The organism is Streptomyces sp. NPDC045678 (genome assembly GCF_056432085.1).
Genome location: NZ_JBWKJS010000003.1, coordinates 749,892 through 775,311, shown reverse-complemented (window position 1 = coordinate 775,311; position 25,420 = coordinate 749,892). Strand labels below are relative to the sequence as shown.

24 protein-coding genes are annotated in these 25,420 nt (G+C 71.0%); 11 read left to right on the top strand and 13 right to left on the bottom strand.

The features are described 5' to 3' along the window. Nucleotides 1-18 precede the first annotated feature (18 nt). Nucleotides 19-1,104, top strand: a complete 1,086-nt coding sequence (locus AC07DO_RS14530) for an SAM-dependent methyltransferase (protein ID WP_479059619.1) — start codon at nucleotides 19-21, stop codon at nucleotides 1,102-1,104. On the opposite strand, the gene AC07DO_RS14525 is transcribed toward AC07DO_RS14530, so the two are convergent. Beyond that, entirely contained in the window at nucleotides 1,069-2,232 is a 1,164-nt protein-coding gene (locus tag AC07DO_RS14525) for an NADH-quinone oxidoreductase subunit D (RefSeq protein ID WP_479059617.1), read from the bottom strand. The genes AC07DO_RS14530 and AC07DO_RS14525 overlap by 36 nt on opposite strands. Nucleotides 2,233-2,287: 55 nt before the next feature. Between AC07DO_RS14525 and AC07DO_RS14520 the strand changes: the two genes are divergently transcribed. Continuing rightward, nucleotides 2,288-2,797, top strand: a complete 510-nt coding sequence (locus AC07DO_RS14520) for a PH domain-containing protein (protein WP_479059616.1) — start codon at nucleotides 2,288-2,290, stop codon at nucleotides 2,795-2,797. A 50-nt stretch (nucleotides 2,798-2,847) separates the two neighbouring features. Next, nucleotides 2,848-4,137, top strand: a complete 1,290-nt coding sequence (locus tag AC07DO_RS14515; RefSeq protein WP_479059614.1) for a PH domain-containing protein — start codon at nucleotides 2,848-2,850, stop codon at nucleotides 4,135-4,137. 15 nt (nucleotides 4,138-4,152) lie between these two features. Here the strand turns inward: AC07DO_RS14515 and AC07DO_RS14510 are convergent, their stop codons facing one another. From AC07DO_RS14510 to AC07DO_RS14495, 4 genes are all read right to left on the bottom strand, one after another. Then, nucleotides 4,153-5,319 (bottom strand): hypothetical protein, encoded by a 1,167-nt coding sequence (locus AC07DO_RS14510; protein ID WP_479059612.1) that lies wholly within the window; start codon nucleotides 5,317-5,319, stop codon nucleotides 4,153-4,155. A gap of 173 nt (nucleotides 5,320-5,492) precedes the next feature. Beyond that, nucleotides 5,493-6,464 (bottom strand): ABC transporter substrate-binding protein, encoded by a 972-nt coding sequence (locus AC07DO_RS14505; RefSeq protein ID WP_479059610.1) that lies wholly within the window; start codon nucleotides 6,462-6,464, stop codon nucleotides 5,493-5,495. Between the two features lie 61 nt (nucleotides 6,465-6,525). Next, on the bottom strand, nucleotides 6,526-7,188 hold the full coding sequence (locus AC07DO_RS14500; protein WP_479059608.1) for an ABC transporter permease: 663 nt from the start codon (nucleotides 7,186-7,188) through the stop codon (nucleotides 6,526-6,528). Continuing rightward, a complete protein-coding gene (locus tag AC07DO_RS14495; protein ID WP_479059606.1) occupies nucleotides 7,185-7,913 on the bottom strand; it encodes an ABC transporter permease in 729 nt (242 codons plus the stop codon). The genes AC07DO_RS14500 and AC07DO_RS14495 overlap by 4 nt, the downstream gene beginning before the upstream one ends. A 158-nt stretch (nucleotides 7,914-8,071) precedes the next feature. Here AC07DO_RS14495 and AC07DO_RS14490 point away from each other — a divergent pair, with 158 nt between their 5' ends. Continuing rightward, complete coding sequence (locus AC07DO_RS14490) at nucleotides 8,072-9,229, top strand: ABC transporter ATP-binding protein (RefSeq protein WP_479059604.1); 1,158 nt, start codon at nucleotides 8,072-8,074, stop codon at nucleotides 9,227-9,229. Between the two features lie 66 nt (nucleotides 9,230-9,295). Here the strand turns inward: AC07DO_RS14490 and AC07DO_RS14485 are convergent, their stop codons facing one another. Beyond that, nucleotides 9,296-10,414, bottom strand: a complete 1,119-nt coding sequence (locus AC07DO_RS14485) for an alpha/beta hydrolase (RefSeq protein WP_479059602.1) — start codon at nucleotides 10,412-10,414, stop codon at nucleotides 9,296-9,298. A gap of 260 nt (nucleotides 10,415-10,674) precedes the next feature. On the opposite strand from AC07DO_RS14485, the gene AC07DO_RS14480 reads away from it, so the two are divergent. The 6 genes from AC07DO_RS14480 (at nucleotide 10,675) to AC07DO_RS14455 (ending at nucleotide 15,740) form a co-directional block, all read left to right on the top strand. Then, nucleotides 10,675-12,495, top strand: coding sequence for a phosphatidylglycerol lysyltransferase domain-containing protein (locus tag AC07DO_RS14480; protein WP_479059600.1), 1,821 nt, complete (start codon nucleotides 10,675-10,677; stop codon nucleotides 12,493-12,495). A gap of 192 nt (nucleotides 12,496-12,687) precedes the next feature. Beyond that, on the top strand, nucleotides 12,688-13,560 hold the full coding sequence (gene folP, locus AC07DO_RS14475; protein WP_479059598.1) for a dihydropteroate synthase: 873 nt from the start codon (nucleotides 12,688-12,690) through the stop codon (nucleotides 13,558-13,560). Continuing rightward, complete coding sequence (locus AC07DO_RS14470) at nucleotides 13,557-14,084, top strand: nuclear transport factor 2 family protein (protein WP_479059596.1); 528 nt, start codon at nucleotides 13,557-13,559, stop codon at nucleotides 14,082-14,084. The genes folP and AC07DO_RS14470 overlap by 4 nt, the downstream gene beginning before the upstream one ends. Before the next feature lie 155 nt (nucleotides 14,085-14,239). Then, a complete protein-coding gene (folB, locus tag AC07DO_RS14465; RefSeq protein WP_055565731.1) occupies nucleotides 14,240-14,599 on the top strand; it encodes a dihydroneopterin aldolase in 360 nt (119 codons plus the stop codon). Then, on the top strand, nucleotides 14,596-15,207 hold the full coding sequence (gene folK, locus AC07DO_RS14460; RefSeq protein WP_479059594.1) for a 2-amino-4-hydroxy-6-hydroxymethyldihydropteridine diphosphokinase: 612 nt from the start codon (nucleotides 14,596-14,598) through the stop codon (nucleotides 15,205-15,207). The genes folB and folK overlap by 4 nt, the downstream gene beginning before the upstream one ends. A 47-nt stretch (nucleotides 15,208-15,254) precedes the next feature. Beyond that, on the top strand, nucleotides 15,255-15,740 hold the full coding sequence (locus AC07DO_RS14455; protein ID WP_479059592.1) for a DUF3180 domain-containing protein: 486 nt from the start codon (nucleotides 15,255-15,257) through the stop codon (nucleotides 15,738-15,740). A gap of 38 nt (nucleotides 15,741-15,778) precedes the next feature. On the opposite strand, the gene AC07DO_RS14450 is transcribed toward AC07DO_RS14455, so the two are convergent. The 7 genes from AC07DO_RS14450 to dacB form a co-directional block, all read right to left on the bottom strand. Next, complete coding sequence (locus AC07DO_RS14450; RefSeq protein ID WP_479059590.1) at nucleotides 15,779-16,783, bottom strand: aldo/keto reductase; 1,005 nt, start codon at nucleotides 16,781-16,783, stop codon at nucleotides 15,779-15,781. A gap of 118 nt (nucleotides 16,784-16,901) precedes the next feature. Next, nucleotides 16,902-17,507, bottom strand: coding sequence for a GTP cyclohydrolase I FolE (gene folE / locus AC07DO_RS14445; RefSeq protein ID WP_479059589.1), 606 nt, complete (start codon nucleotides 17,505-17,507; stop codon nucleotides 16,902-16,904). A gap of 111 nt (nucleotides 17,508-17,618) precedes the next feature. Then, complete coding sequence (gene ftsH / locus AC07DO_RS14440) at nucleotides 17,619-19,643, bottom strand: ATP-dependent zinc metalloprotease FtsH (RefSeq protein WP_385930512.1); 2,025 nt, start codon at nucleotides 19,641-19,643, stop codon at nucleotides 17,619-17,621. A gap of 184 nt (nucleotides 19,644-19,827) precedes the next feature. Beyond that, a complete protein-coding gene (hpt, locus tag AC07DO_RS14435; RefSeq protein ID WP_150175769.1) occupies nucleotides 19,828-20,388 on the bottom strand; it encodes a hypoxanthine phosphoribosyltransferase in 561 nt (186 codons plus the stop codon). A gap of 54 nt (nucleotides 20,389-20,442) precedes the next feature. Then, nucleotides 20,443-21,489 carry a tRNA lysidine(34) synthetase TilS gene (gene tilS / locus AC07DO_RS14430; protein WP_479059588.1) on the bottom strand — a complete coding sequence of 349 codons (1,047 nt, stop codon included), beginning with the start codon at nucleotides 21,487-21,489 and terminating at the stop codon, nucleotides 20,443-20,445. Nucleotides 21,490-21,721: 232 nt separating this feature from the next. After that, nucleotides 21,722-22,846 (bottom strand): zinc-dependent metalloprotease, encoded by a 1,125-nt coding sequence (locus AC07DO_RS14425; protein WP_479059586.1) that lies wholly within the window; start codon nucleotides 22,844-22,846, stop codon nucleotides 21,722-21,724. Between the two features lie 415 nt (nucleotides 22,847-23,261). Continuing rightward, nucleotides 23,262-24,770: a D-alanyl-D-alanine carboxypeptidase/D-alanyl-D-alanine endopeptidase gene (gene dacB, locus AC07DO_RS14420; protein WP_479059585.1), complete on the bottom strand. Its 1,509-nt coding sequence runs from the start codon at nucleotides 24,768-24,770 to the stop codon at nucleotides 23,262-23,264. A 124-nt stretch (nucleotides 24,771-24,894) separates the two neighbouring features. On the opposite strand from dacB, the gene AC07DO_RS14415 reads away from it, so the two are divergent. After that, nucleotides 24,895-25,386, top strand: a complete 492-nt coding sequence (locus AC07DO_RS14415) for an inorganic diphosphatase (RefSeq protein WP_055701044.1) — start codon at nucleotides 24,895-24,897, stop codon at nucleotides 25,384-25,386. The last annotated feature ends 34 nt before the right edge of the window (nucleotides 25,387-25,420 follow it).

The window sequence follows — 25,420 nt, the reverse complement described above, 5'->3', positions numbered from 1 at the left end:
CCACTTAGCCTGCGGTCTGTGACGAACGACAAGGAAGAGCCGCGAACGGCCGCCCCGCGCGGCTGGCGCGAGGCCACGGAAGCGGCCCTGTACGGCCCTCAGGGCTTCTATCGCCGTCCCGAAGGCCCCGCCGCCCACTTCCGCACTTCCGTGCACGCCTCGCCCCTCTACGCGGGCGCCGTGGCGCGTCTGCTGGCCCGCCTGGACGCGGAACTCGGTCACCCGTACGAGGTGGCCTTCGTGGACATGGGGGCGGGCCGCGGCGAACTCACCGCCGCCGTCCTCGCCGCGCTCCCCGCCGACGTGGCGGCACGCGTGCGTGCGTACGCCGTGGAGCTCGCGGAGCGCCCCGCGGACCTCGACCCGCGCATCGAGTGGCTGAGCACCCCGCCGGCCGGCGTGAGGGGCCTGCTGTTCGCCAACGAGTGGCTGGACAACGTCCCCGTGGACGTCGTCGAGGTGGCCGCCGACGGAGTGCCGCGCCGGATGCTCGTGGACGGTGACGGCGCCGAGACGCCGGGCGGGCCGGTGGCGGGGCCGGACGCGGACTGGCTGGCCCGCTGGTGGCCCCTGGACCCCGAGCCGGGCCTGCGCGCCGAGATCGGGCGCCCTAGGGACGAGGCGTGGGCGGCCGCCGCGGCGACCCTGACGCGCGGCCTCGCGGTCGCCGTCGACTACGCCCACACCCGGCACGCCCGCCCGCCCTTCGGAACGCTGACGGGCTTCAGAGAGGGCCGCGAGACGGCGCCCGTGCCCGACGGCAGCTGCGACATCACGGCACATGTGGCGCTGGACGCCTGCGCGGCGGACGGGGCCGCGCTGCTCACCCAGCGGGCCGCGCTCGGCGCGCTGGGGGTGCGCGGCGGCCGCCCGCCGCTGACGCTCGCCTCCAGCGACCCGAGGGCGTACGTACGCGCCCTCACGCGCGCGGGAGAGGCCGCCGAACTCACCGCGCCCGGCGGCCTCGGCGACTTCGGGTGGCTGTTGCAGCCCGTCGGCGTCGCCCTGGACACGCTGCTCGACACTGACACGCTGCTCGACACTGACACGCTGCTCGCAGCTGACGCGCTACTTGTCGATGTCGCCGACCACGAAGAACAGTGACCCCAGGATCGCCACCATGTCCGCGACCAGCTGCCCCGGAAGGAGCTCGGCGAGCGCCTGGATGTTGTTGTACGAGGCCGAGCGCAGCTTGAGGCGGTACGGGGTCTTCTCGCCCTTGCTGACGAGGTAGTAGCCGTTGATGCCGAGGGGGTTCTCGGTCCACGCGTACGTGTGGCCCTCCGGGGCCTTGAGTACCTTCGGCAGACGCTGGTTGACCGGCCCCTGCGGGAGCTCCGCGAGCCGGTCCAGGCAGGCGTCCGCGAGGTCCAGGGCGTTGTGGGTCTGCTCCAGGAGGCACTCGAAGCGGGCCAGGCAGTCGCCCTCCTCGCGCGTGACGACCTTCAGCGTGTCCTGGAGCTCCCCGTACGCCAGATAGGGCTCGTCGCGGCGCAGGTCGAAGTCGACTCCGGAGGCGCGGGCGATGGGACCGCTCACTCCGTAGGCGTGCACCGCCTCCGGACTGAGGACGCCGACGCCGCGTGTGCGGCCCCGGAAGATCTCGTTGCCGAGCACCAGACGGTCGTACACGTCCATGCGCGACCGCACCGACGCGACCGCCTCCCGCGCGCGGGTGGTCCATCCGGCGGGCAGGTCCTCCTTGAGGCCGCCGACGCGGTTGAACATGTAGTGCATGCGGCCGCCGGAGATCTCCTCCATCACGTTCTGGAGCTCCTCGCGCTCGCGGAACGCGTGGAACACCGGGGTGATGCCGCCCAGTTCGAGCGGGTAGGACCCGAGGAACATCAGGTGGTTCAGTACGCGGTTCAGCTCGGCGAGGAGCGTGCGCAGCCAGACGGCGCGCTCCGGGACCTCCATGCCGAGCATCCGCTCCACGGCCATGACGACGCCCAGCTCGTTCGAGAACGCCGACAGCCAGTCGTGGCGGTTGGCCAGCATCACGATCTGCCGGTAGTCCCGCGCCTCGAAGAGCTTCTCCGCACCGCGGTGCATGTAGCCGATGACCGGCTCCGCGTGCTGGATGCGCTCGCCGTCCAGGACCAGGCGGAGGCGGAGCACGCCGTGGGTGGACGGGTGCTGGGGGCCGATGTTGAGCACCATGTCGGTGCTCTCGGCCGCTCCGCCGATGCCGAGCGTGGTCTCCGTGGTCGTCTCCGTCGTGGGACTCATGGCCACAGTCTCTCGCACGCGCCGCCGTGTCGGCGGCCCTACGTACGCTTGAGGCATGGACACGGGGACAGCGGGGCCCACAGGGCCGGCACAGGAGCGGACCGAGCCGGTGTGGACCGGACTGCCGAGGGGGCTGCTGAAGCTGCGGCGGCTCCTGCTGGTGGTCTGGCTCGTGCCGCTCGCGGCGGCCGTCGGGACCCTGCTCGGCCTGTTCGCGGGCCCCGCGTGGGCCGCGTTCGCGCTGGTGCCGCTCGCCCTCGTCGCCTGGGGCTGGCCGGTGCTCGGCCGCAACTGGCGCTCGTGGCGGTACGCGGAACGGGCCGACGACCTGCTCATCAGCCGGGGCGTGCTCTGGCGCGAGGAGACGGTCGTGCCGTACGGCCGGATGCAGCTCGTCGAGATGACGTCGGGACCGGTGGAGCGCCGCTTCGGACTCGCGAGCGTCCAACTGCACACCGCGGCGGCGGCCACCGACGCGCGCATCCCGGGGCTGCTCCCCGAGGAGGCGGAGCGGTTGCGCGACCGTCTTACCGAGCTCGGCGAAGCCCGATCGGCGGGGCTGTGAAGGGCGTACGGGAAGCGGCGGACGAAGCCCGCCCCGGGACGGACGACGCGATGCCCGAGCGGCGCCTGCACCCCGTCACGCCGCTGCGCCGCGCGTGGGCGCCCTTCGCGGTCCTGGTGGGCTGGGCGGTCCACGACCCGAACGGCGCGCAGCAGCGCCTCTCCGCGCTGACCGCCACCACGCTGCTCCTCGGCAGCGCCGCCGTGGTCGTCGGCGGCGCGCTGTACGGCTTCCTGAGCTGGTGGTTCACGCACTTCTCGGTCACCGACACCGAGCTGCGCATCCGCACCGGGCTGTTCTTCCGGCGCACCGCCCACATCCGCCTCGACCGGCTCCAGGCCGTCGACGTGACCCGGCCCCTGCTCGCGCGCATCGCCGGAGTCGCCAAGCTCAAACTGGACGTCGTCGGGGCGGAGAAGAAGGACGAGCTGGCCTACCTCGGCGAGCGCGAAGCGTCCGAGCTGCGGGCCGAACTGCTCGCGCGGGCGGCCGGTTTCGCACCCGAGGAGGCGCGCGGGGTCGGTGAGGCGCCGGTGCGGGGCCTGCTGCACGTCCAGCCGCGCGTGCTCGCCCTGTCCCTGCTGCTCACCGGCGCGCCCTGGGCGATGCTCCTCGCCGCGACCGTGGTGCCCGCCTTCCTCTGGTTCGCCACGCACAACGTGTGGACGGTCCTCGCGACCGCCCTCCCCATGCTGGGCGGCGCGTTCGCGAGCAGCGGCGGCCGCTTCATCAAGGAGTACGACTGGACGGTGGGCGAGTCCCCCGACGGCATCCGCATCGACCACGGGCTGCTCGACAAGGCCCACGAGACGGTGCCGCCGGGCCGGGTGCAGACGGTGCACGTGGTGCAGCCGTTGCTGTGGCGGCGGCGCGGCTGGGTGCGGGTGGAACTGGACGTGGCGGGCTCGTCGAACAGTGTGCTGGTGCCGGTGGCGCCGCGCGAGCTCGCCGGGGACGTGATCGGGCGGGTCCTGCCGGGGGTGCGCGTGCCGGATCCCGCGGACCTCGTGCGGCCGCCCGCGCGCGCGGGGTGGTGCATGCCGCTGTGGTGGAAGGGGTACGGCCTCGCGGTCACCGACGAGGTCTTCGCGGCCCGCCACGGCCTGCTCAAGCGCCGCCTGTCCCTCGTCCCGCACGCGAAGGTCCAGAGCGTACGGCTCTGCCAGGGCCCCTGGGAGCGGTTCAAGGGCGTGGCGGACGTACAGGTGGACACCGGCGCCAACAAAACGGTGACGGCCCGCCTACGCCCCGCGGACGAGGCGGCAGCACTCCTCCGCGCCCAGGCGGACCGTTCCCGAACGGGCCGCAGAGAGGCCGTCCCGGACCGCTGGATGGCCTGACATCCGGGCGGGGCCTTAAGCCCGGAGGGCGGTCCGCAGCTCTCCCACGTCGATCTGCTCCGTCTCGTCGTGGGCGGTCAGGTCGATGACCTGCCCGACACCCCGCGCCGCGTCTCCCTCGGGTGCGTCCTTGAACTCGCCCTCGGTCTCCGCCTTGTGGACCGCGAGGGCCTCCTCGCCCACCACGTCGGCGAGGTCCTCGTTCTGCACGGACTCCAGCGCGGCCGGAGCCACGTTCTTCGTACCGAAGAAGTCGAATCCGCCCTGGGGAGCCTGACGGCGCGACTGCGCGGGCGGCGCGACGGCGACCGCGCGCTCGTGCCCGGCGTATCCATCGGCCGCCCCGGGCTTCCCCCGCGACTCGTCCTCCGCTTCCGGCGCGGCTTCCGACGCCGCTTGCGGTGGCGCGGCCGGAGTCATGCGGTCCAGCGCCGCGTTGGCCCGCAGGAACAGCGAGGGCGTGGGAGACGCCCCCGGCCTGGCGGAGGCCTGCGCACGCGCCGCGGGAGCCTCGGTACGCGGGGCAGTCTCCCCGCGCGCAGGAGCCTCCATACGTGCAGAGGTCTCCGTACGTGCAGAGGTCTCCGTACGTGCAGAGGTCTCCGTGCGCGGAGACGGGGAGGACGGCACACGCCCCGGCGCCCCGGCGCGCACCGCAGGCACCAAGTCCTCGGCACCGGAACCGGAAGCCGCCCCCGACGCGGGCAGCGCGGGCGGCCCCGAAGACGTCGCCTCGATCGCGAGCAGGCGCCGCCCCTCCAGAGCGCTGGCCCGCTCCGTCTCCGCGGTGGCGTACCGCCGCAGGAGCGCGGCGTGTTCGTTGCGCAGGGCCGCGAGCTCCGCGCGCTTGGCGCGCAGCTTCGTCTCGAGCCTGCCCCGCAGCTCGCGGGACTCCTCGAGGTCGGACTCGGCCTCGGCTATCCGTTCCTCGTAGCGCCACTCGTCGCTCGCGCGGGCGCGGGTGAGCTCGGCGACACGCTTGCCGGCCGTCTGGTCCCAGCGGCGCATGACGACCGAGCCCACGACGGCAGCGGCGGCCGCGGCCGCGACGAGCCCGCGGAGCACGACCGGTTCCGCGAACATCCAGGCGCCGCCGGCGCTGAGAATCGAAACGCCTGCGATCGTCGTAGGAGGAAGCAGCCTGTGCAGGGGTGGGGAATGGCGGTGGCGTCCACGTGGCATGGCCAGAAACTTACCGCGCGTAGGCGAAGTGTGGTGCCCCGCCCGGCAAAAAGCGGTCATCAAGGCCGTAACTCTTCGCAACTCGCCGCCACTCCCCACTCTGATTCAGCGCTCAACTTCCGTCGCGCCCGCGGGCCTTCTCGGCGCTTTTCTTGATCAACTTCGGATCGACTTCAGATGAGGCTCTTCGACTTCAGATACTCCTCGGCGACATCCGCTTCCTTCTGACGCTCCTCGTCGACCTTCCGGTTGAGTTCGATGAGGTCGTCCGTCGTGAGCGTCTTGGTGAGCTTGCCGAGCGCGTCGGCTATCTCCTTGCTGCCGGCCTCCTTCGCGTTCACCACGGGAAGGATGTTGTCCGCGTTCTGCAGCTTCTTGTCGTCCTCGAGGATGACGAGGTCGTAGTTCTTCAGCGTCGCGTCGGTCGTCGTGGTCAGCATCATTTGGTCCGTGCCGTTCTTGACGGCCTGCTTGGACTGCGTGGTGCCGACACCCTTGGGGTCGATTCCGGTGACGTCGATGCCGTACTTCTTCTCCAGACCCGGCGCGCAGAACGGGCGGGACTCGCATTCGTCGCCCGCCGCGATCTTGACCTTCTCCCCCGACCTGCCGAGATCCGAGAGCGTCTTGAGCTTGTGCTCCTTCGCGTATTCCTCGGAGACCGCGAACGCGTTCTGGTCGACCGCCGCACCGGGCGGGAGCACCTTCAGGCCCTTCGGCTCCGCGAGCTTCTCCAGCTCGCTCACCGTGGCATCCGGATCGCTGGAGGCAAGCATCTCGGCCTTCGGGCCGTTCTTCTCCCGGTTGAGGAATTCCGTGAGCGTCGCCGCGTATTCGGGAGCGACGTCGATCGAGCCCTTCTCGAGTTCGGGCTTGTAGATCTCGCGGTTCTGCACGGTCTTGACCTGCGCGTCGTAACCGGCCTTCTCCAGGACGCCCACGTAGAGCTCGGCGAGCACCTTCTGTTCGGTGAACCGCGCGGAGCCCACCACGAGCGAGCCCTTCTTGTCACCGCCCGCCTTGTCCGACCCCTTGCCGTCGTCCTCCAGGCTGTCCCCGCCGCACGCGGCGAGACCCGCGGTCAGCGCCACGACGGCCGCGGCCGCCCCTGCCATCCGTCGCGCGCGACGCGTTGTGCTGTTCATCGGTGAACCACCATTTCGAAAGGAAAGGAATCAGAACTCACAGCCGCCCACGGGCTGCCTGCTACCGCCGCATCGGGTCGAAGAGCCGCCCCGCCACCACCAGGACCCCCTCCACGAGAAGCGCGAGCAGCGCCACGAGGACGGCGCCCGCGACCACTTGCGGGGTGTTCTGCAGGTTGAACCCGGCCGTGATGATCCGGCCGAGACCGCCCTCGCCCGCCATCGCGGCGAGCGTGGCCGTCGCGACGACCTGCACCCCCGCGGACCGTATGCCGGTCATGATCAGCGGATACGCGAGCGGCAGCTCGACCCGCGCGAACAGCTGGCCGCCGCTCATCCCCATCCCGCGCGCGGCCTCCACCACGGCGCGGTCCACCTCGCGCATCCCGAGGTAGGCGTTGGTCAGCAGCGGCGGGACGGCGAAGAGCACCAGCGCGATCAGCGTCGGCGCGTCACCGTGCTCGCCGAGGGGCGTGAGCGTGAGCAGGATCAGCAGGGCCAGCGTGGGCACCGCGCGGCCGACGTTGGAGATGTTGACGGCCAGGGCGCCGCCCTTGCCCACGTGGCCGAGGTACAGCGCCAGGGGCAGCGCGATGGCGCAGGCGACGGCGAGGCAGACCCCGCTGAAGTACAGATGCTCGGCGAGGCGGTGCCAGACGCCCTTCTCGCCCTGCCAGTTGGCGCCCGTGGTCAGCCAGTCCCACGCGCCCGTGATCGCGTTCATGCGGGCTCAGCCACCTTCGTCGCGGCCGCCTTGCGCGACGCCCGGCTCGTCCGTGTGCGATGGGCTCTCGTCCACGGGGTCAGCCACCGCTGGAGTCCGAGCAGCAGCAGATCGGCGACCACGGCGAGGAGCACGCAGAGCACCGACGCGGTCAGGACCTGCGCCTTGAAGGTCGTGTCGAGGCCGTCGAGGATGAGGGTGCCCAGGCCTCCGTAGTCCACGATCGCGCCGACCGTGGTCAGGGCGACCGTGGAGACCGTGGTGATGCGCACACCGGCGAGCAGCGCGGGCAGCGCGAGCGGCAGCTCCACCTCCCACAGCAGCCTCAACGGGCCGTAGCCCATGCCCTTGGCGGCGTCCCTGGCCTCCTCGGGGACGGCCTGGAGACCGGCCAGGATGTTCCGGACGAGGACCGTCAGCGAGTACAGGACGAGGCCGGTGACGACCAGGGAGACGGAGAGCCCGAAGAAGGGCAGGAGCAGCGAGAACATCGCCAGCGAAGGGACCGAGTAGAGCACGGTCGTCACGCCGAGGATCGGTCCCGCGAGGAAGCGGAAGCGCCGTGCGAGCAGCGCGAGCGGCAGGGCGACGGCGACCCCGATCGCCACGGAGGCGACGGTGATCCCGACGTGCTCAAGGGTCGCGTCGACCAACTCCTGGCTGCGGGAGCGGAGATATTCCCCGCAGATCCAGTCGTTCGTCACCAGACAGTTCTGCTCGGCCACGCGCCCCACCTCCCCCGAATTCCCGGACGTATGCCGTACACACGTCCCCCCGTGTCTGGCGACCCTAACGCGCGGCACCGACAATCGCAGTGAGTCGTTGTACGGCCGCAACACGGCCGTCACGCACAGCCCGTCGCCGCCCTCCACAATGGGGAACCATGATCCGGTTCGAGCACGTCACCAAGCGGTACGCGGACGGCACCACCGCCGTCGACGATCTGTCCTTCGAGGTCGCCGAGGGCGAACTGGTCACGCTCGTCGGCCCGTCGGGGTGCGGCAAGACGACGACGATGAAAATGGTGAACCGGCTCATCGAGCCGAGCGAGGGCCGGATATTCGTCGACGGCGACGACATATCCGGAATCGATCCCGTACAACTGCGGCGCCGTATCGGCTATGTGATCCAGCAGGTCGGTCTCTTCCCGCACAAGACGGTGCTTGAGAACACGGCGACCGTCCCGCATCTCCTCGGCGTGAAGCGCGGCAAGGCCCGCGAGCGCGCCGCCGAACTCCTCGACCTGGTCGGCCTCGACCCGGCCGTCTTCGGCGACCGCTACCCCGAGCAGCTCTCGGGCGGTCAGCGCCAACGCGTCGGCGTGGCCCGCGCCCTGGCCGCCGATCCGCCGGTGCTGCTGATGGACGAGCCCTTCGGCGCGGTCGACCCCGTCGTCCGCGAGCATCTGCAGAACGAGTTCCTCCGGCTCCAGCAGGCCGTGCGCAAGACGGTGCTCTTCGTCACGCACGACATCGAGGAGGCGGTCCGCCTCGGGGATCGCATCGCGGTCTACGGGGAGGGACGCATCGAGCAGTTCGACACTCCTTCGACGGTCCTCGGGGCGCCCGCGAACGACTACGTCGCGGACTTCGTGGGCGCGGACCGCGGCCTGAAGCGGCTCTCCGTGACACCGATCGAGGAGGGCGACCTGGAGCAGCCGCCGGTTGTGCACCTCGACGACGCGCTGCCCAAGGAGCTCGACGCGCGCTGGGCGGTCGTCCTGGACGGCGAGAACAACCTGCACGGCTGGATCTCTGCCGAGCACGCGCGCGCGGAGAGCGGCACGGTCCGCGAGCACGCCCGCCGCATGGAGGCGTGGCTGCCGGTCGGCGCGAGCCTGAAGCAGGCGTTCGCGACGATGCTGCAGCACGACGCGGGCTGGATCGCGGTCATCGACAAGGACAGCGAGGGCCGCTTCCTGGGCGTGCTGACACCGGCCCGGCTGCACGAGGCGCTGCGGCGGTCGACGGCGGCGGACGCGCGGGACATCGCTCGCGCGGAGGTCGTGTTGGAGACGGTGGCGGCGATCAAGGGGGCATGAGCCCCCCTCCGGAGCCCCGCCCTCCCCGGAGAGCCCGGGATCCGCGCCAGTCGGCGCTGAGCCGTCCTAGTCGGCGCTCAGCCGCCCGCTGATCCACTCCAGCGTCGCGGGGATCTCACGGCGCCAGGTGTTGAAGTTGTGCCCGCCGCTCTCGAGCGTGATCGACGAGACGCGCGTGGGCGCCTTCACCTTGTCGATGAACTTCAGGGTGTCGCGGTAGTTGCCCTCGCCGTTCTTGCTGGTGGTCACGAGGAGGGACGTCTTGGGCGGCGGCATGTGGTCGAGGTACCAGTCCAGGTCGGCGCGCTGCTTCAGCTCCTTGTCGCCGTGGAAGAGGTCGCCCGTGGTGACGTCGATGGGCGCCTTGTAGTACGCGGACAGGCCCGCTCCCGCGCCGTACGTGCCCGGGTGGTGCATGGCGAGTTTCAGCGCGCAGTAACCGCCGGTGGAGTCGCCGATGACGCCCCAGTTCTGTCCCTTGCGGCCCACCCTGTAGTGGTCGGATATCGCTTGGGGCAGGTCCTTGGCGAAGAACGTCTCGGTCTGCGGCCCGCCCGGCACGTCCACACACTCGGTGTCGCGCGGCGGCGCCACGGTCGGCCGCATCATGACGAGGATCATCGGCTGCATCTTGCCGTCGGCCGCCTGCTTGTGGGCGGTCTGGGGGTAGTGCAGGCCCTTGATGAGCGCCTCCGCGGTGCCTGGGTAGCCGGTGAGCACCACGGACGCGGGGAACCTGCGGTCCTTGTACTGCGGCTGGAAGTACTCGGGCGGCAGGTAGACGTAGGCGGGGCTGCCTATTTTGGACTCCTCGCCGCCGACCTCGACCTTCTGGATCTGGCCCCCGACGGTGGGCCGGCCACCGCCCGGCACGTTCACGGTCTGGGTGTCGACGACCTTGACGGGCCCTGCTCCTTTGGCCGGATCGTGGTCCACCACCACTCCGGGAGCCGTCTCCTGGCCGAAGAGGTCCGCCCACGTGGCGTAGAAGCCGAAGGCCTGGTTGGCCGCCAGCCCCACCGAGGCGAAGACGGCGACCTGGGTGGCGAGAAGCAGCCCGACACGGCCCGTGACCGCCTTCCAGCTGCGGCGGGCGAGCCGCGGCCAGAGCCAGATCGTGCCGACGAAGAACAGCACCGCCAGCAAGACCGCAAGGGCGAGGACCTTGTTGCTCGTGAGACCCATGGGGAGTTCTGCCTGCGCTTTCTAACCTGTGCCGGGCACGTGCCTCGGCATGACCGGACCCTGGACGGCCCGGCCGGCGGAGATGCCGCAAGCCCGCCGGGGCCTGCCAGAGCATTTCCAGCCGTTTCCGGTCGGGAATGAACCCGTCTCCCTGAAGGACCGTCCTAGAGGGCGCAATGTAGCCGGATGCGTTTTTGGCACCGGATTAAAGCTCTCTCGCAGAACTACGGGATGCGATGTCTGTCAGGATAGATGGGGAAATGTCGGGCGGGGTTCCGGACAGTGAGGTGCGCCACCGCGACGGTCGGCTGCACAAGGTGCTGCGCGGGCCACGCCCGGAGGCGGTGCCCACGCTGGTCGCCAGAGCCTGCACCCTCGTCGGTCTCCTGAACGTCGCGGCGGGTGTCTTCCCCCGCTTCCGGCACAGCCGGATGCACGCCATCGCCGAGGTCCTGCCCGGCGCTCTCGGCCCCTTCGCCGCCGCTCTCGCGCTCAGCTCCGGCATCCTGCTGCTCCTGCTCGCGCACGGCCTGCGGCGCCACAAGCGGCGGGCCTGGCGGGCCGCCGTGGTGCTGCTGCCCGCGGGTGCCGTGGCGCAGTTCGCGTACCGGCACTCGATCATCGGCGTCGTCATCTCGATCGCGCTCCTGGCGCTGCTGCTGCGCCATCGGAGTGAGTTCACCGCCCTGCCCGATCCGCGCAGCCGCTGGCGTGCTCTTGCCAACTTCGTCCTCCTCGGTGCCGGATCGATTCTGCTGGGTCTGGTGATCGTCAGCGTCCACCCCGGCAAGGTCATCGGGGACCCCAGCATCACGGACCGCCTGGAGCACGTCCTCTACGGACTCTTCGGCTTCGAAGGCCCGGTCGACTACTACGGACGCACGTCCTGGACGGTCGGTTTCTCCCTCGGCGCCCTCGGCATGCTCACCGCCCTCACCACCATCTACCTGGCCTTCCGCCCCGAGCACCCGGCCGCGCGTCTCACCGAGGACGACGAGACGAAGCTGCGCGCGCTCCTCGACAAGCACGGCGGCCGCGACTCCCTCGGTCACTTCGCGCTCCGCCGCGACAAGGGCGTCGTCTTCTCCCCCAGCGGCAAGGCCGCCGTCACCTACCGCGTCGTCTCCGGAGTGATGCTCGCCAGCGGCGACCCGATCGGCGACGTCGAGGCCTGGCCCGGCGCGATCGAGCGCTTCATGGACGAGGCGAAGGCCCACTCCTGGACACCGGCCGTCATGGGCTGCTCCGAGACGGGCGGCGAGGTCTGGACCCGGGAGACCGGCCTGGACGCCCTCGAGCTGGGTGACGAGGCGGTGGTGGACGTCGCGGATTTCTCCCTGTCCGGGCGTGCGATGCGCAACGTACGCCAGATGGTCAAGCGGATCGAGCGCAATGGCTACGAGACGCGCGTACGGCGCATCCGTGACCTGGGCGAACAGGAGCTCACCCGGATCCAGCGGGCCGCCGAGGACTGGCGCGGCACCGACACCGAGCGCGGCTTCTCCATGGCGCTCGGCCGCATCGGCGACCCGGACGACGGCGACTGTCTGATCGCCACCGCCCACAAGGCCGACGAGGCGCCTGGCCCCTACGGCGACCTGAAGGCCGTCCTCCACTTCGTCCCGTGGGGCAAGGACGGCGTCTCCCTGGACCTCATGCGCCGCGACCGCGCGGCCGACCCCGGCATGAACGAGCTCCTCATCGTCGCCGCCCTCCAGGCGGCCCCGAAGCTCGGCATCGCGCGCGTGTCCCTCAACTTCGCCATGTTCCGCGCGGCCCTCGCCCGCGGCGAGAAGATCGGCGCGGGCCCGGTCCTGCGCGCCTGGCGCGGCCTGCTGGTCTTCCTGTCCCGCTGGTTCCAGATCGAGTCCCTGTACAAGTTCAACGCGAAGTTCCGCCCCCGCTGGGAGCCCCGCTTCGTCGTCTACCGCTCCAGCAAGGACCTCCCCCGCATCGGCTTCGCCGCGATGCAGGCCGAGGGCTTCGTCACGCTCGCCCTGCCGCGCTTCATGCGCCGGGGTACGCCCCAGCGCCGCCCCTGCCCGCACCGGGCCGCGGAGCGGGAGGTCCAGGCGGCGTAATCGCGCCGCTTCCGGGCTGAGGGCCTGTCGTTTGGGTCAGGCCGGGCTCGCGGGGTCTGGCACGCACGCTCGCCGCGTTGTCGTCGGTTGCCAACGCTCCGCGTTGCCGCCCTCCTCCGCCTTGCGATCGCACGCACCAGACCCCGCTCCCTGATCCGGCCTGACCCAAACGACAGGCCCTAGGCTGGAGGTATGAGTACGTTGCGCGGGCGGGGATCGGTCCAGGGGCTGCCGGAGTGGGACCGCTGTGCGGTCATGGGCGTGGTGAACGTGACGCCGGACTCCTTCTCCGACGGCGGGCGCTGGTTCGACACGACGGCCGCCGTCAAGCACGGCATCGACCTGGTCGCGCAGGGCGCCGACCTCGTCGACGTCGGCGGCGAGTCCACCCGCCCCGGCGCACCCCGCGTGGACGAGGACGAGGAGCTCAAGCGCGTCGTGCCCGTCGTGCGGGGGCTGGCCGCCGAGGGCGTCACGGTCTCCGTGGACACGATGCGCGCCACCGTCGCCGAGCAGGCGCTCGCGGCGGGCGCCGTCCTCGTCAACGACGTCAGCGGTGGCCTCGCCGACCCGCGCATGGTCCCGGCGGTCGCCGCCGCGCACGCCCCCTTCGTGGTCATGCACTGGCGCGGCTTCCTCACCGACCTCCACGCCGAGCCGCACTATGACGACGTGCTCTCCGAAGTCCTCGACGAGCTCCACGCGCGCGTGGAGGCCGCCATCGAGGGCGGCATCGCCCCCGAGCGCATCGTCGTCGACCCGGGCCTCGGCTTCTCCAAGGAGGCCGAGCACGACCTGTCGCTCCTCGCCCACCTGGAGCGGCTGCGCGAGCTCGGCCACCCGGTCCTCGTCGCCGCCTCCCGCAAGCGGTTCCTCGGCCGCGTCCTGGCGGGCCCTGAGGGCGCCCCGCCGCCCGCCCGCGAGCGCGACGCCGCCACCGCCGCCGTCTCCGCCATCGCCGCCCACCAGGGCGCCTGGGCGGTCCGCGTGCACGAGGTGCGGGCGACCGCCGACGCGGTCCGCGTCGCCCGCGCCGTGACCGGCGCGGCAGGCGGCCCTCGGTGACGGCCGCCAGGACCGATATCGAGCAGGTACAACTCGCCAACACAGCGTTCTACGAAGCCCTCGAACGCGGCGACTTCGACGAGGTCTCCGACCTCTGGCTGGACTCCGAGGACACTCCCGAGGGCTTGGGGGACGCGGAGGACGCCGAGGGCGCGGAGGACGGTGACACGGCCGGTGACGCCGTCTCCTGCGTGCACCCCGGCTGGCCGGTTCTGACGGGCCGCGGCGAGGTCCTCAGGTCGTACGCGCTGATCATGGCGAACACCGAGTACATCCAGTTCTTCCTCACCGACCTGAAGGTCCGCGTGGCCGGCGACACCGCTCTGGTGACGTGCACCGAGAACATCCTCAGCGGCGGTCCGCCCCCGGAGGGCGGCGGCGAGCTCGGCCCGCTCGTGGGCCAGCTCGTGGTCGCCACGAATGTGTTTCGCCGCACACCCGACGGCTGGAAGCTGTGGTCGCACCACGCGTCGCCCGTCCTCGCGGAAACCGATGACGAAGAGGGTGAGGAGACACCCACGTAAGTGGGTAGGCGCGGTTCGACCAGTGTGTGCCGAGGCGCCCGACGGGCCCCGCGGGCGAGTGCTGTCAGTGCTCGCAGGTAGATTCGAACGAGGCTGGTGTGCCGACCGCACTCGGTACAGGCCTGCCGATACCGACGATTGCAGGAGTGATTCGCGTGGATCGTGTCGCGCTGCGCGGCCTCAAGGCCCGCGGGCACCACGGTGTCTATCCGCGGGAGCGCGAAGAGGGCCAGACCTTCATCGTGGACCTGGTGCTTGGTCTGGACACGCGAGCGGCCGCGGCCGACGACGACCTGGCGAAGACCGTGCACTACGGAATCGTGGCCGAAGAGGTCGTGGCCGTCGTCGAGGGCGAGCCCGTCGACCTCATCGAGACGCTCGCGGAGCGCATCGCCCAGGCGTGTCTCAAGCACGACGGAGTTCTGGAGGTCGAGGTCTGCGTGCACAAGCCGGACGCCCCGATCACCGTCCCGTTCGACGACGTGACCGTCACCATCACCCGGAGCCGAGTATGACTTCGCCCTTCAAAGCGGGTCAGAGCGACCCCACCGTCCAGCCGGTGCCCACCTCCGTCGTCGCGCAGGTGGATGCCGCGGACACGACCCTGTCCAACCCCAAGCGCGCCGTGATCTCCCTCGGCAGCAACCTCGGCAACCGCCTGGAGACGCTCCAGGGCGCCGTCGACGCCCTGGAGGACACCCCCGGCCTGCGGGTCAAGGCGGTCTCTCCGGTGTACGAGACCGAGCCCTGGGGCGTCGACCCCGGCACCCAGCCCTCGTACTTCAACGCGGTCGTCGTGGTGAAGACGACCCTGCCGCCCGCCTCGCTCCTGGAGCGCGCCCAGGCGGTCGAGGAGGCCTTCCACCGCGTGCGGGACGAGCGCTGGGGCCCGCGCACCATCGACGTGGACATCGTGGCGTACGCGGACGTGGTGTCCGACGACCCGGCCCTCACGCTGCCCCACCCGCGCGCCCACGAGCGCGCCTTCGTCCTCGCTCCCTGGCACGATGTGGAGCCGGAGGCCCAGCTGACCGGCCGGGGCCCGGTGGCGCAGCTGCTCGCCGCGACCACCCGGGACGGCGTGGCTCCCCGCGCCGACCTGGAACTCCGGCTGCCGGAGTAGTCGTTGGAGAAGGCGGTCGAGGTAAGCAAGCCGATGAAGGGTCACCCGTGAAGGAACTGCGCATCAGGACACTGCTCGGCCTCTTCCTCGTCGCCGGAGTGCTGTCCTGGTCGGGCGCCCGCCTCTGGGACTCCGTCGGCACGCTGCCGCGCGTTCCGCTGGCCGCGCCCATCGTGCTCGCGGTCATCGCCGTCGTCCTCCTCGCGACGGCGCTCTCCCTGCGTTCCCGGCTGCGGGCCCAGCGCGAGCGGCGCCCCGGCGCGAAGGGCGTCGAGCCGATGATGGCCGCCCGCGCCGTCGTCTTCGGCCAGGCGAGCGCCCTGGTCGCGGCACTGGTCGCGGGGATGTACGGGGGGACGGGCGCGTTCCTGCTCGAGTCCCTCGACATCCCGCCCCGCCGCGACCAGGCGGTGTACGCGGGGCTTTCGGTCCTGATGGGCATCGCGGTGATAGCGGCCGGCTTCTTCATGGAGCGGGTCTGCAAGCTCCCCGAGGACGACGACGAGAACGGCGAGACCACCGCGGCGGCGTAGGACCGTTCAGGAACGCGCGGGCGGCCGTCGGGCGGGCGCTACAGCAGCGTGCCGCCCTCGACCTCCGTCTCCCCCAGGATCCGCTCCAGGCGCCGCAGGACGTCCGCGTCCAGCCGTACGTGCGCGGCCGCGAGGTTCTCCTCGATGTGCTTCGGCGTACGGCTGCCGGGGATCGGCACCACGTTCGGGTCCTGGTGCAGCAGCCAGGCCAGCGCCAGCTGCGCCGGGGTGATGTCCAGCTCCTCCGCGACACCCCGCACGGGCGCGAAGCGGTCGTTGTTGGCCTTCAGGTTCGCCGCGTCGAAGCGGGGTGCGTTCTGCCGGAAGTCGCCCTCCGTGACCTGGCCGACCGTGCCGGTGAGGAAGCCGGCACCCAGCGGCGACCACGGCACGAGCCCGACGCCCAGCTCACGCGCCGCCGCAAGCAGTTCCGGCTCGGCGGGCTTCCACATCGACCACTCGATCTGCACCGCCGACACGGGGTGCACGGCGTGCGCGGCCCGCAGTTGGGCGGCCGTGACGTTCGAGAGGCCGAGATGCCGGACGAGCCCCTCCCCGATCAGCTCGGCGACCGCCCCGACGGTGTCCTCGAGGGGGATCTGCGGGTCGGGGAAGTGCGGGTAGTACAGGTCGATGTAGTCCGTCTCCAGGCCCCGCAGGCTCGCCTCGGCATAGCCGCGTACGTGCTTCGGGTCGCCGTTGACCGCCAGCTCACCGAAGGCGTAGCCGATGGGGAAGGGGTGCGGCTCCACGCCTTCCGGCAGCCGGAAGCCGAACTTGGTGGCTATCGCGACCTGGTCGCGGCGCCCTCTCAGGGTCTTGCCGATGAGGCGTTCGTTGTGGCCGTCGACGCCGTACCCGTCGGAGGTGTCGATGATCGTGGCGCCCGCGTCGACCGCCGCGAGGAGAGCCCGCTCGCCGCGCTCGTCGTCGACCTCTCCGTAGACCCCCGGGGAGAGCACCATGGCGCCGTAGCCGAGGGCGGAGACCTCAAGACCGCCGAGTTTGCGGGTGGGCAGGGGCTGCGTGCTCGTATTCGTCATACACGCAGTCTTTCGGCCACCGCCCCCACCGTCCACCACTTTCGGCCACAACGCCCGCACGGAGAACGCGAGTTGATCGGAACGAAAGACTCCGGACCGCTCGGATCCGGAGGCCTCCTCAGCGGGCCATGATCAGGCTCATCGCCTCGTTGCGCGTCGCGGGGTCGCGGAGCTGCCCGCGGACCGCGGAGGTGATGGTCTTGGCACCGGGCTTGCGGATGCCGCGCATCGACATGCACATGTGCTCACACTCCACGACGACGATGACGCCGCGCGGCTCCAGGATCTCCATCAGCGAGTCCGCTATCTGCGTCGTCATGCGTTCCTGCACCTGCGGGCGGCGTGCGTACACGTCCACGAGGCGGGCGAGCTTCGACAGGCCGGTGATCTTGCCGGAGGTGGCCGGGATGTACCCCACGTGCGCCACGCCGCGGAACGGCACCAGGTGGTGCTCGCAGCAGGAGGTGACCTCGATGTCCTTCACCAGGACCATCTCGTCGTGGCCGAGATCGAACGTCGTCGTGAGCACGTCCTCGGGCTTCTGCCAGAGCCCGGCGAATATCTCCTTGTAGGCCCGCGCGACGCGTCCCGGGGTCTCTCGCAGCCCTTCCCGGTCGGGGTCCTCCCCCACGGCGATCAGCAGCTCGCGTACGGCGTTCTCGGCCCGCTTCTCGTCGAACTCGCCGATCAGGCCGTCGCCGTCCAGCGTCACCGGGTCGGTCATCTTGTGCCTCGTTCCTGTGCGTCTCACGCGGGCGTACGAAATAAGCCGCGCCCCCCAGGCTAGAACCAGGGGGGCGCGGCATCCATTCCGGGCCTGCTGAGGCGCGCGGGATCAGCTCTCGGGGCGGTCCTCCGGGGCCACCTCGATGGGCTGCTCCGTGCTGCCCGACGTCACCGCGGGGGTCGCGCCGTTCGCACCGTTCGTCAGCGACAGCTCCTTGGGGGAGAGCACCGGCGGGCGGGTCGAGGGCGTGCGCCGCGAGGAGCCGGTCCACGCAGGGCGGGCCGGGCGCTTCACGATGGTCGAGAAGATCTCGGCGATCTCGTCCTTGCCGAGGGTCTCCTTCTCCAGGAGCTGGAGGACCAGGTTGTCGAGCACGTCGCGGTTCTCGACGAGGATCTCCCACGCTTCGTTGTGCGCGGTCTCGATGAGCTTCTTGACCTCTTCGTCGACCAGCGCCGCGACCTCTTCCGAGTAGTCCCGCTGGTGGCCCATCTCGCGGCCGAGGAAGGGTTCGGTGTTGTCGCCGCCGAACTTGATCGCGCCGAGCCGCTCGGTCATGCCGTACTGCGTGACCATCGCGCGGGCCGTGCCCGTGGCCTTCTCGATGTCGTTCGCCGCGCCCGTCGTCGGGTCGTGGAAGACGAGCTCCTCGGCCGCGCGCCCGCCCAGCATGTACGCCAGCTGGTCGAGCATTTCGTTGCGCGTGGTCGAGTACTTGTCCTCTTCGGGCAGGACCATGGTGTAACCCAGGGCACGGCCGCGGGACAGAATCGTGATCTTGTGGACCGGGTCCGAGTTCGGTGAGGCCGCCGCGACCAGGGCGTGTCCGCCCTCGTGGTACGCGGTGATCTTCTTCTCCTTGTCGGACATGATCCGGGTCCGCTTCTGCGGGCCCGCCACGACGCGGTCGATCGCCTCGTCGAGCATGCTGTTGTCGATCAGCTTCTTGTCGCTGCGGGCGGTGAGCAGCGCGGCCTCGTTGAGGACGTTGCTCAGGTCCGCACCGGTGAAGCCCGGCGTGCGACGGGCGACCGCGGAGAGGTCGACGTCCGGGGCGACCGGCTTGCCCTTCTGGTGAACCTTGAGGATCTCCAGACGGCCCTGCATGTCCGGGCGGTCGACGGCGATCTGCCGGTCGAAGCGGCCGGGACGCAGCAGCGCCGGGTCGAGGATGTCGGGGCGGTTCGTGGCGGCGATCAGAATGACGCCGCCCTTCACGTCGAAGCCGTCCATCTCGACGAGCAGCTGGTTCAGCGTCTGCTCGCGCTCGTCGTGGCCACCGCCGAGACCGGCACCGCGGTGACGGCCGACGGCGTCGATCTCGTCGACGAAGACGATCGCCGGAGCGTTCGCCTTGGCCTGCTCGAAGAGGTCGCGCACGCGGGAGGCACCGACACCGACGAACATCTCGACGAAGTCGGAACCGGAGATCGAGTAGAACGGAACTCCGGCCTCACCGGCGACGGCACGCGCGAGCAGCGTCTTACCGGTACCGGGCGGGCCGTAGAGCAGCACGCCCTTGGGGATCTTGGCGCCGACGGCCTGGAACTTCGCCGGCTCCTGCAGGAACTCCTTGATCTCGTGGAGCTCCTCGACCGCCTCGTCGGATCCCGCCACGTCGGAGAACGTCGTCTTCGGGGTGTCCTTGGTGATGAGCTTCGCCTTGGACTTCCCGAAGTTCATGACCCGGGAGCCGCCGCCCTGCATCTGGTTCATCAGGAACAGGAAGACGACGACGATGAGGACGAAGGGGAGCAGGGAGAGCAGGATGCCGACGAAGGGGTTCTGCTTCGACGGCGAGACGGTATAACCGTCCGGGATGTCCTTGGTCTGGTACTTGGACTGCAGGGTCTTGGCGAGGTCGACGCCCTGGTCGCCGATGTAGCTCGCCTGGATCTTGCTGCTGTCCTTGACCTTCTGGCCGTCCTTGAGCTCGACCTTGATGATCTGCTCGTCACCGGTGGTGAGCTTGGCGGACTCGACCTTGTTGTCGTTGATCGCCTGGACGACCTGGCCGGTGTCCACCGTCTTGTAGCCACCGGACGAGCCGACGACCTGCATCAACACGACCACGGCAAGGACGGCCAGCACGATCCACATGACTGGCCCACGGAAGTATCGCTTCACGTCCATCCATACGGAGCGATGACGCCCCGTCCCTCCTGCCATAGTGAGTTTGATAAAGACTGTTCTTCGGACGGTACCCCAGCATTGTGACCCGAAGCTGCCCGGGACTGCTGGCAATCCGGCCTTCGCATGCTCCAACGTCGGGAAACGGGTGAGGGTTCCCCTGCGTCGTACGCGGCGCTACGAGACGTCAGCCTCCGTAGACGTGCGGAGCGAGCGTTCCGACGAACGGGAGGTTGCGGTACTTCTCGGCGAAGTCGAGGCCGTACCCCACGACGAACTCGTTCGGGATGTCGAAGCCGATCCACTTCACGTCGATCGCGACCTTGGCCGCCTCCGGCTTGCGGAGCAGCGTGCACACCTCGAGGGAGGCGGGCTCGCGCGAGCCGAGGTTGGACAGCAGCCAGGACAGCGTCAGACCGGAGTCGATGATGTCCTCGACGATCAGGACGTGCTTGCCCTTGATGTCGGTGTCCAGGTCCTTGAGGATCCGCACGACGCCGGAGGACTGGGTCCCCGCGCCGTACGACGAAACGGCCATCCAGTCCATCGTGACGGGAGTGGACAGCGCACGCGCCAGGTCCGCCATGACCATCACCGCGCCCTTGAGGACGCCGACGATCAGCAGGTCCTTGCCCGCGTACTCCGCGTCGATCTTGGCGGCCAGCTCGGCCAGCTTCGCGTCGATCTCTTCCTTGGTGATGAGCACCGACTGGAGGTCGGTGCCCATGTCTTTCGCGTCCACCCGCATCACTTTCGGTCGTCCCACCGGCCGACTCGGCCCGTCAGTCACACGGGCCTCTCGTCAGCCTTGCCGGATCACCAGTCTGCCACCCTGGCGCTGCGCCACGACTTTGCCCGGGAGGTTGATGGCTCCCTGGCCGCGCCAGCCGGTGATCAGGCGGTCGACCTCCTCGATGTGCCGGGCGAAGAGCGAACCCGCGGGGGCGCCCGCGTCGATGGCCGCCCGGCGCACGATGCGGCGGCGCACCGCGGGGGGCAGCGCGTAGAGCTTCGCGCACTCCAGGAGGCCGGCGGCGTCGCGCACGCTCGTCTCGGCCTGGGCGGCCCAGGCGTCGAGGGCGTCGGCGTCGTCCCTGGACAGCTGCGCCGTGCGGGCGAGCGCCTCGACGACCCCCTTGCCGAGCGCTTTCTCCAGGGCGGGCAGGCCCTCGTGGCGCAGACGGGAACGGGTGTACGCCGGGTCGGCGTTGTGCGGGTCGTCCCAGACGGGCAGCGACTGGACCATGCAGGCCTTGCGGGCGGTCTGCCGGTCGAGGTGCAGGAAGGGGCGGCGGTAACGGCCGGCGACCCCCGAGGTCGCCGCCATTCCGGACAGCGAGCGGATCCCGGAGCCGCGGGCGAGGCCCAGCAGGACGGTCTCGGCCTGGTCGTCGCGGGTGTGGCCGAGCAGGACGGCGGCGGCTGAATGCTGTTCGGCGGCGGCATCCAGGGCTGCGTAGCGCGCGTCGCGGGCGGCGGCCTCGGGGCCTCCGTCGCGGCCCACGTCCACGGCGATGGACTCGACCGGGGTCAGGCCGAGGGCGGTGAGGCGCACGACGACTTCGGCGGCGCGCAGGTCGGACCCCGGCTGCAGGCCGTGGTCGACGGTGATGCCGCCCGCGCGCATGCCGAGCTTGGGGGCTTCGAAGGCGAGCGCGGAGGCGAGCGCCATGGAGTCGGCGCCGCCGGAACAGGCGACGAACACGAGCGGCGACGCGGGCTGCTCGTGCGGGGGGTGCGAGGGGTGTGGGGGGGCGTTCTCGGAGGTGCGCTGCAGGTCGGTCAGGACGTCGTGGAGTACGCGGCGGACCGCCAGGCGTATCGCCGCGACCGCAGGATGGGGACCCATGTCCGGTTCCCTTCGTGAAGTTCGGGGGTGAGCTCGGGCCAGTCACTCAGGACCCACTCGGGATGTCCGGCCCCTCGGGGGGCCTCGCTTCCCGCGCGTTCGGTCACTCAGAGTGTGTCGATGGTGACAGAGCCGAGCCGTTACCCGAGCATTGCACGCCTACCCCTTGCCTACGGTCCCTCGGACGGGTGATTACGGGGGCGTTCTCCTGCCATCGGCCGCATCCGGCCTCTCAGTCTCCCTTACGGTGCACCCGCGCGACCCAGTCCGCGGGTTTGGCGATCTCCGCCTTCGTGGGCAGCGTGTTCGGCGACGTCCACACGCGGTTGAAGCCGTCCATGCCGACCTCGTCCACGACGGCGCGCACGAAGCGTTCGCCGTCGCGGTACTGGCGCAATTTCGCGTCGAGGCCGAGGAGCTTGCGCAGCGCCTGGTCGAGGCGGCTCGCGCCGCGGGCCCTGCGCTGCTGGAACTTCTCGCGGATCTCGCCGACGGACGGCACGACGTCCGGGCCCACGCCGTCCATCACGAAGTCCGCGTGGCCCTCCAACAGGGACATCACGGCCGTCAGGCGGGCGAGGATCTCGCGCTGGGCGGGGGTCTGGACGAGCTCGACGAGGGAGCGGCCGCCCTCGGACTCCTCGCCCTCGGCGTCGGTGCGGCCGCCCGCGAGGGACTGGGCGGCCTCCCTGACGCGCTCCAGGACCGTCATCGGGTCGACCTCGGTCTCGCCGAGGAATGACTGGATCTCGGCCTCCAGGTGGTCGCGCAGCCACGGCACGGCGGTGAACTGAGTGCGGTGCGTTTCTTCGTGGAGGCAGACCCAGAGGCGGAAGTCGTGGGGGTCCACGTCGAGCTCGCGCTCCACGTGCACGATGTTCGGGGCGACCAGGAGGAGCCTGCCGCCGCCGTTCGCTCCCGCGGGGAGGTCGCGGGTGGCCGGGGCGAACGTCTCGTACTGCCCGAGGACGCGGGAGGCGAGGAACGACAGGAGCATGCCGAGCTCCACGCCCGTCACCTTGCCGCCGACCGCGCCGAGCACGGCGCCGCCGGGGCCCGTGCGGCGGTCCTGCATCTTGTCGAGGAGGGGCTTGAGGATCTCCCTGAAGCCCGCGACGTTCGCCCGGACCCAGCCGGCCCTGTCCACCACGAGGACCGGGGTGTCGTGGGTGGCCTCCGTCCCCATCCTCGTGAAGGAGCGGACGTGTTCCTCCGAGGATTTGGCGTGCCGGCGGAGCTCCGCGACGACGGCTCGCGCCTCGTCGCGGCTCACCTCGGGGCCCGGCCTCACGAGGCGGGTCGCGGTCGCCACCGCGAGATTCCAGTCGACCATCTCGGCACCACCGATGCTCGTCATGCGTCAACGGTACGTGCTGGCTCCCTCCCGTGGAGGGGCTGGCACCCCTGACATTGCCCTGGAGCCGGCCCCTAGGGCCCGTTTGGGGCGGGTGCGCCTCGGTTGGTCCCGTGCGGGCCCGGTGGGGGTTGCTCGCGCCGTTCCCCGCGCCCCTGGGCCGCGACCCCCGGGCGCCCGGATTCCAGGACCCGGCGATCAGCGGTCCTTCGTCTGCGGGCCCGGTGGGGGTTGCTCGCGCCGTTCCCCGCGCCCCTGGGCCGCGACCCCTGGGCCCCCGGATTCCAGGACCCGGCGATCAGCGGTCCTTCGTCTGCGGGCCCGGCGGGGGTTGCTCGCGCCGTTCCCCGCGCCCCTGGGCCGCGACCCCTGGGCGCCCGGGTTTCAGGACCCGGCGATCAGCCGTTCAAGGGGCCTTCTAGCGGCAGCCGCAGTTCGCCACCGTTGAGGCCATGTGGTCCAGAGCCTTCTGGGCCGACTGGGGGTCCGTCGTGCCGGTGGTCATGAAGGCGAAGACCAGGAGGCGGCCGTCCGCGTCCACCACCGTTCCCGCGAGGCTGTTCACGCCGGTCAGCGTGCCTGTCTTGGCGCGGACCACGCCCGTGCCCGGGGAGTCCTTGGGGTAGCGGTCGACGAGCGTGCCGGTGAAGCCCGCCACGGGCAGGCCCGTGACGACCGAGCGGAGTTCGGGGCGGCCCGGGTCCGCCGCGTGGTCCAGGAGCGCGGCGAGGAGCTCCGCGGAGACGCGGTCGGCGCGGTCCAGGCCACTGCCGTCGGCGAACTTCGTGCCGGAGAGGGGGAGTTTTTGCTTCGAGAGGGCCTCGCGCACCGCCTTGCCCGCGCCGTCGAAGCTCGCCGGTTCCTTCGCGGCGATCGCCGCCTGGCGGGCCAGCGCCTCGGCGATGTCGTTGTCGCTGTGCGTCAACATCCGCTCGACGAGGGCCGACAGCGGCGGCGACTCGACCTTCGCGAGGGACTCGGCGCGGCCCGATGCCTTGGAGGGGCCCGGTGTGGCGTCGGGGGGTGTCGACGTGTCGATGCCCTTGTCGCGGAGGAACGAGGCGAATTTCTTCGTCGCCTCGCCCGCCGGGTCCCCCGTGCGCGGCGCGGGGCCGCTCGTGGAGTCGTCGAGGCGGCCCTCGTCGGCCATCAGGGCGCTGACCGGCGTGATGTTCTCGTTCGGGCCGATCGGGTGCTGTGCGGGTCCGGAGTACAGCGACGTGTCGTACGAGAGCTTGATCTTGTCGATGCCGCGGCTCTTGAGGGAGCGCGCCGTGTCCTCGGCGAGCGTGCGCAGGCTCGCCGCCGTGTCCGTGTAGCGGCCGTCCTCGCGGGCGGTGAGCGTGGGGTCGCCGCCGCCGACGAGGACGACGTCGGGTGCTCCGGAGGCGTCGGGTTCGATCACCGTCTTCGTGGCGATGCGGTGGTCGGGGCCCACCGCGGACAGCGCGGCGACGGCCGTGGCGATCTTGGTCGTCGAGGCGGGTGTCAGGCCGTCGCCCGCGCTCTTGCCGTAGACCTGCTTCCCGGAGGCGGCGTCGAGCACGACGGCCGAGCGCCGCGGGCCGAGCGCAGGGTCCCGCATGAGCGGATCGAGCACCTCCGCCATGGCGGAATGTGTCGGTGCCGGTGCCACGCCCGCGGGCGCGCCGAGCCCGGCGAGCACCGAAGGAGCGCTCGGAGCGGCTTCGGGCCCGCTCCCGGGCGCCCGACCAGCGTGATCTGTGCCACCCCAGGCCTCCTGGGAAGCGGCCCGGTCCCGCTCCGCCGTACGCTGACCGGAGGAGTCCCAAGGGCCGGCCGCGGCCACCGCCCCGGCCGCGATGACCAGGCCGAAGGCGGCGGATCCAGCTGTGAGCTGCCAGGTCGTGAGCTTCCCGGAGAACCCGGAGAGCTTGGTGGCGGAAGGCTTTGGCAGCTGTCTCAAAAGCTGTCGAGGCCGCTGCCAAGGCTTGAGCTCCGGCACGACGACCAGCCCCTTTCGCGATCACACATCTGCGTGAGGGACACTTAATCACCCGAAGTATGTGCTGATCATGGAGGAGCCACCCGTGGAGTTCGACGTCACCATCGAGATTCCGAAGGGTTCGCGGAACAAGTACGAGGTGGACCACGAGACCGGCCGGATCCGTCTGGACCGTCGCCTCTTCACGTCGACCAGCTACCCCGCGGACTACGGCTTCGTCGAGAACACCCTCGGCGAGGACGGTGACCCGCTGGACGCCCTCGTCATCCTGGACGAGCCGACCTTCCCGGGCTGCCTCATCAAGTGCCGCGCGATCGGCATGTTCCGGATGACCGACGAGGCGGGCGGCGACGACAAGCTGCTCTGCGTCCCGGCCTCCGACCCGCGCGTGGAGCACCTGCGGGACATCCACCACGTCTCCGAGTTCGACCGCCTGGAGATCCAGCACTTCTTCGAGGTCTACAAGGACCTGGAGCCCGGCAAGTCCGTCGAGGGCGCCGACTGGGTCGGCCGCGCGGACGCCGAGGCCGAGATCGAGCGCTCCTACAAGCGCTTCAAGGACGAGGGCGGCCACTGAGCCACTCGCCCCGGGCGGGCCGCGCGACCCAAGG